Origin of the sequence: Kitasatospora sp. NPDC092948 (assembly GCF_044754805.1) — a bacterium.
GTDB lineage: Bacteria > Actinomycetota > Actinomycetes > Streptomycetales > Streptomycetaceae > Kitasatospora.
This window is the reverse complement of the sequence record NZ_JBIVPU010000004.1, coordinates 39,719-51,597: the sequence shown is the minus strand read 5'-3', so window position 1 is coordinate 51,597 and position 11,879 is coordinate 39,719. Positions and strand designations below refer to the sequence as shown.

General features: G+C 72.8%; 10 protein-coding genes, 2 tRNA genes and 1 riboswitch. Of the genes, 4 read left to right on the top strand and 8 right to left on the bottom strand.

Annotation, left to right across the window (positions count from 1 at the left end; translation table 11 throughout):
- Nucleotides 1-10: 10 nt before the first annotated feature.
- Nucleotides 11-84: transfer RNA gene (locus ACIQF6_RS13800), tRNA-Pro, on the bottom strand.
- Between the two features lie 150 nt (nt 85-234).
- Here ACIQF6_RS13800 and ACIQF6_RS13795 point away from each other — a divergent pair.
- Nucleotides 235-308, top strand: a tRNA-Gly gene (locus ACIQF6_RS13795).
- Here the strand turns inward: ACIQF6_RS13795 and ACIQF6_RS13790 are convergent.
- From ACIQF6_RS13790 to ACIQF6_RS13775, 4 genes are all read right to left on the bottom strand, one after another.
- Nucleotides 297-617 carry a hypothetical protein gene (locus ACIQF6_RS13790; protein ID WP_400894024.1) on the bottom strand — a complete coding sequence of 107 codons (321 nt, stop codon included), beginning with the start codon at nt 615-617 and terminating at the stop codon, nt 297-299. The two genes, ACIQF6_RS13795 and ACIQF6_RS13790, sit on opposite strands and share 12 nt — an antisense overlap.
- 104 nt (nt 618-721) lie before the next feature.
- Entirely contained in the window at nt 722-1,711 is a 990-nt protein-coding gene (locus ACIQF6_RS13785; protein ID WP_400894022.1) for a peptidoglycan DD-metalloendopeptidase family protein, read from the bottom strand.
- A gap of 2 nt (nt 1,712-1,713) precedes the next feature.
- Nucleotides 1,714-1,869, bottom strand: a riboswitch (cyclic di-AMP (ydaO/yuaA leader).
- Between the two features lie 372 nt (nt 1,870-2,241).
- Nucleotides 2,242-2,436 carry a hypothetical protein gene (locus ACIQF6_RS13780; protein ID WP_400894020.1) on the bottom strand — a complete coding sequence of 65 codons (195 nt, stop codon included), beginning with the start codon at nt 2,434-2,436 and terminating at the stop codon, nt 2,242-2,244.
- Nucleotides 2,437-2,823: 387 nt separating this feature from the next.
- Nucleotides 2,824-4,035, bottom strand: a complete 1,212-nt coding sequence (locus ACIQF6_RS13775; protein ID WP_400894015.1) for a PP2C family protein-serine/threonine phosphatase — start codon at nt 4,033-4,035, stop codon at nt 2,824-2,826.
- Nucleotides 4,036-4,220: 185 nt separating this feature from the next.
- Here ACIQF6_RS13775 and ACIQF6_RS13770 point away from each other — a divergent pair, with 185 nt between their 5' ends.
- Nucleotides 4,221-5,474 (top strand): GNAT family N-acetyltransferase, encoded by a 1,254-nt coding sequence (locus ACIQF6_RS13770; protein WP_400894013.1) that lies wholly within the window; start codon nt 4,221-4,223, stop codon nt 5,472-5,474.
- A 69-nt stretch (nt 5,475-5,543) separates the two neighbouring features.
- Here ACIQF6_RS13770 and ACIQF6_RS13765 read toward each other — a convergent pair whose 3' ends face one another.
- The gene (locus ACIQF6_RS13765; RefSeq protein WP_359891280.1) at nt 5,544-6,029 is read right to left on the bottom strand and encodes a ribose-5-phosphate isomerase; all 486 of its coding nucleotides are present in this window, start codon (nt 6,027-6,029) and stop codon (nt 5,544-5,546) included.
- A 69-nt stretch (nt 6,030-6,098) separates the two neighbouring features.
- On the bottom strand, nt 6,099-6,695 hold the full coding sequence (locus tag ACIQF6_RS13760; RefSeq protein WP_400894010.1) for a biotin transporter BioY: 597 nt from the start codon (nt 6,693-6,695) through the stop codon (nt 6,099-6,101).
- Between the two features lie 281 nt (nt 6,696-6,976).
- On the opposite strand from ACIQF6_RS13760, the gene ACIQF6_RS13755 reads away from it, so the two are divergent.
- Complete coding sequence (locus ACIQF6_RS13755; protein ID WP_400894008.1) at nt 6,977-8,377, top strand: amino acid permease; 1,401 nt, start codon at nt 6,977-6,979, stop codon at nt 8,375-8,377.
- Between the two features lie 51 nt (nt 8,378-8,428).
- Here the strand turns inward: ACIQF6_RS13755 and ACIQF6_RS13750 are convergent, their stop codons facing one another.
- A complete protein-coding gene (locus tag ACIQF6_RS13750) occupies nt 8,429-9,064 on the bottom strand; it encodes a disulfide bond formation protein DsbA (RefSeq protein WP_400894006.1) in 636 nt (211 codons plus the stop codon).
- A 188-nt stretch (nt 9,065-9,252) separates the two neighbouring features.
- Here ACIQF6_RS13750 and pepN point away from each other — a divergent pair, with 188 nt between their 5' ends.
- Nucleotides 9,253-11,820, top strand: a complete 2,568-nt coding sequence (gene pepN, locus ACIQF6_RS13745) for an aminopeptidase N (protein ID WP_400894004.1) — start codon at nt 9,253-9,255, stop codon at nt 11,818-11,820.
- Nucleotides 11,821-11,879: the final 59 nt, after the last annotated feature.

Sequence of the window (11,879 nt, the reverse complement as noted above, 5' to 3'; positions counted from 1 at the left end):
CCGCACACGGTCGGGGTGACCGGATTCGAACCGACGGCCTTCCGCTCCCAAAGCGGACGCGCTACCAACCTGCGCCACACCCCGTGGTGCCGAGCAGAAGAGTACACGTCGGCCCGCCCCTGACCGGGGCGATATTCGCGAGCCGACGACGCGGAAGAAGTGTGCAATCCACCCGCGCGACCAGGTACCCTGATCCAGTCCTCGCCACCGCGACCGCGGTGCGGGTACGCCTTTGCGGGTGTAGCTCAATGGTAGAGCCCCAGTCTTCCAAACTGGTCACGCGAGTTCGATTCTCGTCACCCGCTCCACCACGGCCGACGGCCCCGACTGCCCATGCAGTCGGGGCCGTTGCCGTTTCTGCCTGCGGGCCGCACCCGGCTTCGGTCCTCGGTCCGCAGATCGCCGGGCATCCCGAGATCCGCCCGCGCACTGGCGTGGAGCACGCCCAGCGCGGCGATCAGCCCGCGCGCCGCGCGCTCCCGTTCCTCCCCCGGCCCGTACACCCGCCGGGTCGCCATCGCCCGGCGGCGCTTGGAGCGCTCGGCCGCCGAGGCGGCAAGGTGCGAGGCGAGAGCGCCGGTCAGGACGCCGGCCGAGGTGACGACCCGACTGATCACCGCGCGACGCCAACAGCGGGACTCCGCTCGCAAAATGGCGCCCGGGCAGCCCGAAGGCCCCGCGCAGCGGAGTGCGCGGGGCCTTCGGAGGGGTGAGGCGTGGGTCAGACGTTGACGCCGTGGGCCGCCAGGTAGGCGATCGGGTCGATGTCGGAGCCGTAGTCCGGGGTGGTGCGGATCTCGAAGTGCAGGTGCGGGCCGGTGACGTTGCCGGTGGCGCCGGACAGGCCGATCTGCTGACCCGCCGTCACGGACTGGCCGGCCGAGACGGAGATCGAGGACAGGTGGGCGTACTGGGCGTACTTGCCGTCGGCCAGCTTGATGACGACCTGGTTGCCGTAGGCGCCGCCGTTGCCGGCGGAGACCACGGTGCCGGCGGCGATGGCCTTGAGGCTGGTGCCGGTGGCGACCGGGAAGTCGATGCCGGTGTGGTAGCCGCTGGACCAGCTGGAGCCGACCACCTTGTAACCGGTGGTGACCTTGCCCGGCGCGGGGGCGACGTAGGCGGCGGACGAGCTGCTGGACGCGGCGGCCGGCACGACCGGCACGTCGACGACGGCCGGGGTGGACGCCTTCGGGGCCGGCTGCTGGGTCTTGGCGGCGTCGGCGGTGGCCGACTTCGCGGTGGTGTCGGCCTTCGGCGCGGCAGCGGCCTTCGGGGCGGCGGCCGTCTTCGGGGCGACGGCGACGGCGGCGGCGTCCGTGGAGGTGGACTTGGCGGCCGGGGCCTTCGCGGGGGCGGCGGGCTGGCCGTTGATCGCCAGCTGCTGGCCCGGGAAGATCAGGTCGGGGTTGCCGCCGACCACGGAGCGGTTGTCCTGGTACAGCTTCTGCCAGCCGCCGTCCACGTGCTGCGCGGCGGCGATCTTGGACAGGGTGTCGCCGGAGACGACTCGGTAGCTGTGCGACTCGGCGGTCGGGGCGGCGTCCGCCGAGACCTTGACCGCGGGGCGGTCGGCGCCCTGGTCGGTGGCGGTGTGCGCGGAGGCGGCGGTGACGGGGAGGCCGATCGCGGCGCCGGCCACACCGGTGGCGATGGCGATGCGGGCGATGGTGGCCAGGCTCGGCTTGCGGTGCTTGCCCTGAGCGGACATGAAGCATTCCTCTCCGACGCCTGCGAGGTGAGCTGTCGGGTTCGGGCGAGAGTTGCCCGGCCGCAGAACTGCGGCTTCACCCCTAGCCGTTCCCGGATGTTCCCGGGCCCGGCGACTTACCTGTGGGTCCCCCGCTCCTGCCGTGGCGTGGTATCTGGTCGGCACCGGACGACGGCAGGACTAGGCGTTCCGTCCGGTGGCCCGCCCGGTCGCTGGCCGGGCTGCGGAGGAAGCAAATCCCACGGCCCGTGAGGCTGGCAAACGCCGATCGGCCCCGTTCCCAAGATCGGGAAGGGGCTGACGATCCACCAGGTCACGCTGTGCCGACACACCCGCTGCGGTGCGCGTACGGGATCATGACAGTGCGCACACGAACCCCGCACGGTGGGCGACTTCGACCACCGTGCGCGCCCGATCGCCGACTCGGCGTGACGCCACGGGTGAGCCTGGTCACCCGCCGGCAGGCCGAAGGGACGGCGCGGGGGTGCCTCCCGCCCGTCGTGACGTGCCGCGGTCGAGCCGACGCGGCGTCAACCCGCGATGGACGCGATGGCCTTGGACACCGAGGTGAGGAACTGCTGGATCGGACCGGCCATGGTCGACTGGCTGAGCATGAAGCCGAACAGGGCGGCAACGATGGCGTGCCCGGTCTTCAGCTGCTTGTTGCGAATGAAGATCGCGCAGATGATGCCGAACAGGACAAGCGCGGAGACGGAGAAGGCCACCGGGACTCACTTCCTCGATTCATGGCGGGGTTCGGGTGGGAGTCGGCGATGGCTCCCAGGCGGAAACCGGCCCCTGCCCCCCGTGTCCCCACCACTCCATCCGGACTCAGTGTGGTCGCTCGTGCGGAGGGCGTAAAGAACTTGCCCGGCCACCGGGCGCCCGAACCCGCCTGGTAGGACTGATTTTCGCCGACCGCGACGATAGCGGACAGGTTCTGACGGCCCGTCGGCGGGCGGCGGTTCGCGCCGGTCGGCGCGGCAAACCGGCAGGCAGATCGGCTGTCGCCGCCGAACCTGGACGGTGCACCGGAATTGGCCGAAGATCAACGCCCGGGTTTGACACTCCGTGGACACTCCACGCTCACCGTGCCTGCACCGCGGGCGAGTTCAGCGACGCCAGATCAGCAGCACCGCGCGGTCGTCGTTGACGTGCTTGGCGACGGTGTCGATCAGCCGCACCGCGGCGCCGGACCGGCCCGCCACGGGGGCGGCGGCGACCAGCCGGTCGGCCTCGCCCATCAGCCGGTCCATGCCCTCGGCGAGGTCGCGGCCGGGGATCTCCACCATGCCGTCGGTGCACAGCATCAGGACGTCGCCGGGGCCGAGGACGCCGCGCACCCCTTCGAACTTGGCCTCGTCGTAGACGCCGAGCAGCGGGCCCTCGGCCTCCTTGACCTCCCAGTACCCGGCCCCGGCCAGGCGGTGCATGCCGGGCAGGTGGCCGGCGGAGAGCAGCTCGTACTCCCCGGTGTCCAGGTCGACCACCAGGTGGACGGCGGTGGCGAAGCCCTCCGCCCAGTCCTGGCGCAGCAGGTAGCCGTTGGCGGCGGGCAGGAAGTCGTGGGCGGGCAGCGAGCCGAGCAGTCCGCCGAACGCGCCGGACAGCAGCAGGGCGCGGCTGCCGGCGTCCATGCCCTTGCCGGAGACGTCGGCGAGGACGACTTCGAGCATCCGCCCGCCGGGGCCGGTGCGGGCGGCGGCCATGAAGTCGCCGGAGAAGGACTGTCCGCCGGCCGGGCGCAGCGCGGTGTCGGTGTGCCAGCCGTCGGGCAGGTGCGGGATGCGGCCCTGCACCCGGATCCGCTCGCGCAGGTCGAACAGCATGGTGGAGCCGCCCCGCCAGGGCACGCCGATCCGGCGGCGGAACTGGGCGACCAGCAGTCCGGCGACGCCGACCGCGCCGACCACCAGGGCGGCACCCGGGGTCACGCCGTGGGCGTAGGCCTCGGGCTGCGCGCTGGCGACGCGCTCCCCGGTGTGCACCAGGGACTCGGTGATCAGGCCGCCGGCCGCGACGGCGTACAGCAGCACCAGGGTGCCGGGGCGCAGCAGCAGCGCGCCGGCCAGCACCGGCAGCACCAGGGCGGTGGGCGGGGCCCAGTCGGGGACCACGATGTTCAGCAGGGCCAGCAGCGGCACGGTCAGGGCGAGGGCGGCGAACGCCCACCAGTCGGCGCCGTCGCCGCGGAAGTAGTCGACGCCGGTTCGGCGCAGCCTGCGCCGGGCCCGGTACAGCGCAGCGCGCAGCCGGGCCGTCACGGGCTCGCGGGACGGTCCGCCGTCCCGGCCCGTCGCTCCGCTGCGCGCGCTGTCGGCCATGGGGACCGACCTTATCCACCGGCGGTGCGCGCGTCGACGGCCCGGGTGGCACCGAGTGCAACGGGGGCGGCACGCTCCGGTGGGTTTCGGCCGTGCGCGCCGGGACGGCGGGCACCGGAGACCGGTGACGACATGCGCGTGACAAATCACTCGCACGGTTCCGTTTCCGGTGGTAGGCAGGCGTCATGACGATTCGACACCCCGATCTGACCGTACGGCCGCTGCGCGCCGAGGAGTGGGAGACCTGGTACAGCACCCTGGACGTGGCCTTCGGCGGCGGCGGGGAGGCGCCCGCGGAGCACGCGCTGTGGCACGAGCTGACGGAGGTCGAGCGTTCGCTGGCGATCTGCGAGGGCGAGCGGATCGTCGGCGGCGGCTCGGCGTTCAGCTTCCGGCTGGTGGTGCCGGGCGGCGCGGTGGTCCCGGCGGCGGGCGTGACGATGGTCGGCGTGCTGCCCACCCATCGGCGCCGGGGCGCGCTGACCGGCATGATGCGCCGCCAGCTGGCGGAGGTGCGGGCGGCCGGGGAGTCGCTGGCGGTGCTGACGGCGTCCGAGCCGGCGATCTACGGCCGGTTCGGCTACGGGCAGGGCACCCGCAAGGTGGCGGTGTCGATGATCCGCGGCCGGGTGAAGGTGCACACCCCGGAGCGCCGCGGCGACCTGGTGCTGCGGCTGGCCGATCCGGTGGCCGAACTGGCGCGCTGCGAGGAGCTGTTCGCCCGCCTCGCCACCGGCCGTCCGGGCATGCTGCTGCGGCAGCCGAAGTGGGAGAAGCTCCCGGTGCTGGACGCGCCGGAGTCCCGCGGCGGCTTCTCCCCGCTCCAGTCGGTGCTGGCGGAGGACCCGGAGACCGGCGAGCTGCTCGGCTACGCCCGGTACGCGGTGAAGGACGACTGGAACGACCGCGGCCCGGCCGGCGTGGTCCGGGTCCGCGCGGTGCAGGCGGAGCAGCCCTGGGTGTACGCCCGACTGTGGGAGTTCCTGCTCGACCTGGACCTGACGGAGCGGGTGGAGGCGTTCAACCTGCCGGTGGACGACCCGCTGCTGCACCTGGTGTCGGACGTCCGGCACCTGACGCCCCGGCTGGTGGACGCCATGTTCGTGCGGCTGGTGGACGTGCCGAAGGCGCTCGGGGCGCGCGGCTGGGCGCAGCCGGTGGACGCGGTGCTGGAGGTCACCGACGCGTTCTGCCCGTGGAACGCGGGCCGTTGGCGGCTGACGGCCGCGCCGGGCAAGCCGGCCTCCTGCGTGCCGACCGACGAGCCGGCCGATCTGGAGCTGGACGTACGGGAGTTGGGCTCGGCCTACCTGGGCGGCACCTCGCTGGCGTCGCTGGCCGCGGCGGGCCTGGTGCGGGAGCTGCGGCCGGGCACGCTGGAGCCGGTGTCGGCGGCGTTCCGCTCGGGGCTGGAGCCCTGGTTGCCGCACAGCTTCTGACCGTCGGCCGGAAAGCGCGCGCCCGCCCGGGGCAACTCCCGGGCGGGCGCGGTGCGTCGGGGGCGGGGCTCAGCCCTGCGGGTGGTGGGCCGGAATGGGCGGCAGCTCACCGGTGGTCTCGTACTCGGAGAGCATCTCGATCCGGCGGGTGTGCCGGGCCTCGCCGCTGTACGGGGTGTTCAGGAAGATCTCGACGAACTTGGTGGCCTCGTCCAGGGTGTGCATCCGGCCGCCGACCGAGATCACGTTGGCGTTGTTGTGCTCGCGGCCGAGGGCGGCGGTCTGCTCGCTCCAGGCCAGCGCGGCGCGGACGCCCTTGACCTTGTTGGCGGCGATCGCCTCGCCGTTGCCCGAGCCACCGATCACCACGCCCAGCGCCTCGGGGTCGGCGGCGGTGCGCTCGGCCGCCCGCAGGCAGAACGGCGGGTAGTCGTCCTCGGCGTCGTAGATGTGCGGGCCGCAGTCGACCGGCTCGTGCCCGGCCTCCTTCAGCCACTCGACGAGGTGGTTCTTCAGTTCGTATCCGGCGTGGTCGGAGCCCAGGTAGACGCGCATGGTCACGAGTGTGACATGCCGCCGGGCCCGCGCCCCGGCAGGGGCGGCGGGCCCGGTTCGGACGGGTCGTCAGCGGCGGCCGACGAGCTTCCAGGTGAGCGGCAGGGCGCCCATCGCCAGCACCATCTTCAGCGCGTCGCCGATCAGGTACGGGTACATGCCGAGGCTGGCGGCCCTGGCCAGCGGGACGTCCAGGGCGAACGCCAGGTAGGGCACGCCGACGGCGTAGATCACCAGGCTGCCGGCCGCCATCGCGCCGGCGGTGTACAGCGGGCTGCGGTCGGCGCCGCGGCGGGCCAGCGCGCCGGTGAGGGCGGCGGCCAGCACGAAACCGATCACGTAGCCGAAGGTGGCCATGCCCGCGCCGGAGGTGCCCTCGGCGAACCAGGGCAGGCCGGCCGCGCCGGCGGCCAGGTAGAGGCCGAGCGCGGCGGCGCCGCGGCGGGCGCCGAGCGCGGTGCCGACCAGCAGCGCGGCGAAGGTCTGCCCGGTCACCGGCACCGGCGAGCCCGGCACGGGGACGGACAGCTGGGCGGCGATGCCGGTCAGGGCGGCGCCGCCGGCCACCAGGGCCAGGTCGCGGGCCCGGGCGCCGATCCGGGTGGACGCCTGCGGCAGCAGGTCGGCAAGGACGGCGGTGGACGGTGTCGACGCGGCGATGGCCATGGCTGCTCCCGGTTTCCGAGGATGTGTGGATCATCTGTGAACCTACGCCGGGTCAGGGCTCCGCAACCGCGTCGGGGCGCGACAAAGCCGACCGGCCCGGGCTTGTCGGGTCCGGCCTGTGACCAAGCCCTCACCGACTGCTCACGGTGGTCCCGACGTCACTGTCCGTCGGTCCGGCGTCCGGATGCCGGTCCCGATTGGGGCGTCCACGTCATATGCCGAATAGTGGACAGACCCCTCCGAAATGGTCGGGCAGTCACACAGTCTGGAAAACCCTCCGCATGACCCGTACCTCCCCCACTTCTCAGGTGCCCACCCGGCCGGACGCCGGCCAGGGCCCCGAGGACTCCGGCCTGGGCCACGGGCTCAAGCAGCGCCACCTGTCGATGATCGCGCTCGGTGGAGTGATCGGTGCCGGGCTGTTCGTCGGTTCCGGAGCCGGCATCGCCGCCGCCGGGCCCGCCGTGGTGCTCGCCTTCGCCGCCTCCGGGCTGCTGGTGATGCTGGTGATGCGGATGCTCGGCGAGATGTCGGCCGCCCGCCCCGCCTCCGGTTCGTTCTCGGTGCACGCCGAGCGGGAGATCGGCCCGTGGGCCGGGTTCACCGCCGGCTGGCTGTTCTGGGTGCTGCTGTGCGTCGGCGTCGGGGTGGAGGCGATCGGCGCGGCCGGCATCGTCTCCGGCTGGCTGCCCGGGGTCCCGTCCTGGGTCTGGGTCGCCGTCTTCATGTCCTTCTTCTGCCTCACCAACCTGGCGGCCGTCCGCAACTTCGGCGAGTTCGAGTTCTGGTTCGCCGCCATCAAGGTGCTGGCGATAAGCGCCTTCCTGGTGATCGGCGTGCTCGCCATGCTCGGCATGCTGCCCGGCACCGCCTCCCCCGGCGCCGCCAACCTCACCGGCCACCACGGCTTCCTGCCGCACGGCGCGACCGGGCTGGTCACCGGCCTGCTCGCCTCGGTCTTCGCGTACGGCGGGCTGGAGACCGTCACCATCGCCGCCGCCGAGTCCGAGAACCCGCGGCGCAGCGTGGCCGTCGCGGTGCGCACCGCGATGTGGCGGATCGCCCTGTTCTACGTCGGCTCGATGGCGGTGATCGTCACCCTGGTGCCGTGGGACGACCCGGCCGTGGTCCGGCCCGGCCCGTACGTCGCGGTGCTGCAGACCCTGGGCATCCCGGGCGCCGCGCAGCTGATGAACGTGGTGGTGCTGATAGCGCTGCTGTCCGCGATGAACGCCAACATCTACGGCTCCTCCCGGATGGCGCACTCGCTGATCGCCCGCGGCCACGGCCCGCGCGCGCTGGCCCGGATCTCCGGCGGCGTCCCGCGGCGTGCGGTGCTGGCGTCCTGCGCGTTCGGGTTCCTCGCCGTGCTGCTGTCCTACTGGTGGCCGGAGACGGTCTTCTCCTGGCTGCTCAACATGGTCGGCGCGGCCGTCCTGGTGGTGTGGGCCTTCATCGCCGTCGCCCAGCTGCGGATGCGCCGGAAGGTGCCGGCGGCGCAGCTCCCGGTCCGGATGTGGGCGTTCCCCTACCTGACGTACGCGGCGCTGGCCGCGATCGCGGTGGTGCTGGTGCTGATGACGCTGGACTCCGCCAACCGCATCCAGCTGTACTTCACCGCCGGTCTGACGATCACCCTGGCCGTCGTCGGCCACCTGCGCAGCCGCCGGACGGCGTCCTGACGCACGAAACCCCCGCATCCCGTCCGAGGTGCGGGGGTTTCTGCGTGCGCCCTACTCGAACGAGGGCGCTGCGGTGCGGGTGCGCTTGATCTCGTAGAAGCCGGGCGTGGAGGCGACCAGCAGCGTGCCGTCCCAGAGCCGGGCGGCGGCCTCGCCGCGCGGGGTCGGGGTGACGACCGGGCCGAAGAAGGCGACCCGGTCCCCGTCCGGTCCCTCCACGGCGATGACCGGGGTGCCGACGTCCTGGCCGACCAGGCCGATGCCCTCGGCGTGGGAGGCGCGCAGCTTCTCGTCGTGGGCGTCGGTGTCGGCGGCGTCCGCGAGCTCGGCGGGCAGGCCGGCGGCGGTGAGGGCGGCGACCACGGTCTCCCGGGTGTTGGGCAGGCCCTGGTTGTGGAAGCGGAGGCCGAGCTCGGTGTAGAGCCGGCCGAGCACCTGCTCGCCGTGCGCCTCGGCGGCGGCGATCAGCACCCGCACCGGGCCCCAGCCGGCGTCCATGATCTCGCGGTACTGCTCGGGCAGGTCGTCCCGCTTCTCGTTCAGCACGGACAGGCTCATCACGTGCCAGCGGACGTCCACCGGGCGGAGCTGCTCGACCTCCAGCATCCAGCGGGAGGTCATCCAGGCCCACGGGCAGATCGGGTCGAACCAGAAGTCGGCGGTCTTGCGGCTGTCTGCAGTACTCACGGGCGGCGTCCCTCAGAAGTCGGCGATCGAGAGGTGCGGGGTGTCCCCATCGGAGCTGCAACCCGGACCGGTCCGTGATGATTCCTCACCCAGTGCAATGGCACAGCGGGGAGGGCGTGAAAGGATGCCTCCGAGGGGTGCCATGAACACTCCGAAGAGCCGTGTGTTCCGTACAGAGGAGTGCCGCCGTGCCGGGCAAGAACCTGAGCCGTGAGGAGGCCCGCGACCGGGCCGGGATCATCCGGGTGGAGAGCTACCGCGTCCACCTGGACGTGAGTGCGGCGGCCGACCCCGGCCGGCCCACCTTCCGTTCCACCACCCGGATTTCGTTCGACTGCAGCGCCCCGGGCGCGTCCACGTTCGCCGACCTGCTCGCCCCCGAGGTGGTCGCGGTCGAGCTGAACGGCCGCTCGCTGGACCCGGCCGAGGTGTTCGACGGCGCCCGGGTCACGCTGCCGGAACTCGCCGCGCACAACGAGCTGACGGTGGTCGCCGAGTGCGCCTACAGCCGTACCGGCGAGGGCCTGCACCGCTTCGTCGACCCGGCGGACGGCGAGACCTACCTGTACACCCACTACGAGCCGGCCGACGCCCGCCGGGTGTTCGCCGACTTCGAACAGCCCGACCTGAAGGCCCCGTTCAGCTTCACGGTGACCGCCCCCGCGGCCTGGGACGTGTACGCCAACGCGGTGCACGAGGAGATCACCGAGGACGGCGCCACCCGCACCTGGACGTTCGCTCCGACCAAGCCGATCTCCACCTACCTGACCGCCGTGGTGGCCGGCCCGTACCACGTGGTGCGCGACCACTACTCGCGCGAACTGGCCGACGGCACCGTGCTGGAGATCCCGCTCGCCGCCACCTGCCGCCGCTCGCTGGCCCCCTACTTCGACGCCGACGAGATCCTCACCGTCACCAAGCAGGGCCTGGACTTCTTCCACGACGAGTTCGACTACCCGTACCCGTTCGGCAAGTACGACCAGTGCTTCGTGCCCGAGTACAACATCGGCGCGATGGAGAACCCCGGCTGCGTGACCTTCCGCGAGGAGTTCATCTACCGCTCGAAGGTCACCGAGGCCGCCTACGAGGCGCGCGCCAACGTGATCCTGCACGAGATGGCGCACATGTGGTTCGGCGACCTGGTCACCATGAAGTGGTGGGACGACCTGTGGCTGAAGGAGTCGTTCGCCGACTTCATGGGCTCCTTCGCGCAGATCGAGGCCACCAAGTACCGCTCCGCCTGGATCACCTTCGCCAACCGCCGCAAGGCCTGGGCGTACCGGCAGGACCAGTTCCCCACCACCCACCCGATCACCGCGGACATCCGCGACCTGGAAGACGCCAAGCTCAACTTCGACGGCATCACCTACGCCAAGGGCGCGTCCGTCCTCAAGCAGCTGGTCGCCTACGTCGGCCGGGACGCGTTCTTCGAGGGCGCCCGCCGCTACTTCAAGAAGCACGCTTATCGCAACACCGTCCTCGGCGACCTGCTGGACGCCCTGGAGGAGACCAGCGGCCGCGACCTGCGCGCCTGGTCCGCCGCCTGGCTGCAGACCTCCGGCGTCAACGTCCTCACCCCCGAGGTCACCGCCGACGCCGAGGGCCGGATCACCGAACTGGCGATCCGTCAGGACGGGGAGGTGCTGCGCCCGCACCGGATCGCGGTCGGCCTGTACGACCTCGCCGAGGACGGCGCGCTGCGCCGCACCGACCGCTACGAGCTGGACGTCACCGGCGCCCGCACCGTGGTCGCCGACGCGGCCGGCCGTTCGCTGCCCGCGCTGGTGCTGCTCAACGACGACGACCTGACGTACTGCAAGGTCCGCTTCGACGAGCGCTCGCTGGAGACCCTGCGCTCCGGCCTCGGCGACCTCGACGGCGAGAGCGGCCTGGCCCGGGCGCTGGCCTGGTCCGCGGCGTGGAACCTGACCCGGGACGGGCTGATGCCCACCCGCGACTACCTCGACCTGGTGCAGCGCTTCGCCGGCCGGGAGTCCGACATCGGCGTGCTGCAGTCCCTGCACCTGCAGGCCGGCGTCGCCCTGGAGGTGTACGCCGACCCGGCCCGCCGCGCCGAGTACGGCGCCGCGCTCGCCGAGGTCGCGCTGCGCGAGCTGGCGCAGGCCGAGCCCGGCAGCGACCACCAGCTCGCCTGGGCCCGCTTCCTGGCCGACACCGCCGAGCGGGCCGACCACCTGCAGCTGCTGCGCGGTCTGCTGGAGGACACCGCGCGGATCGACGGCCTGGCGGTCGACCAGGAACTGCGCTGGAACTTCTGGCTGGCGCTGGCCACCAACGGCGCCGCCACCACCGAGGAGCTGGCCGCCGAACTGGCCCGCGACAACACCGCCAGCGGCCGCCGCCAGCACACCCAGTGCCTGGCCGCGATGCCCACCCCGGAGGCCAAGGCCGCCGCCTGGAGCGCGGTGGTCGACTCCGACGAGCTGCCCAACGCCCTGGTCGAGGCGCAGATCGCCGGCTTCAACGTGGCCGGGCAGCGCGAGCTGACGGCCGCCTACACCGAGCCGTACTTCGCGATGCTGGAGTCGATCTGGGCGGACCGCTCGATCGAGATCGCGATGCGGATCGTCGGCGGCTTCTTCCCCCGGTACCGGACCACGCCCGAGACCCTGGCCGCCACCGACGCCTGGCTGACGGCCCACCAGGACGCCGCGCCCGCGCTGCGCCGCCTGGTGCTGGAGTGCCGCGACGACCTGGCCCGCGCACTGCGCGCCCAGGCCTGCGACGCCGAGTAGCCGAACCGCTCAGTGGGGCAACTCCCGTTCCATTGACGGGAGTTGCCCCACGGCGTGGA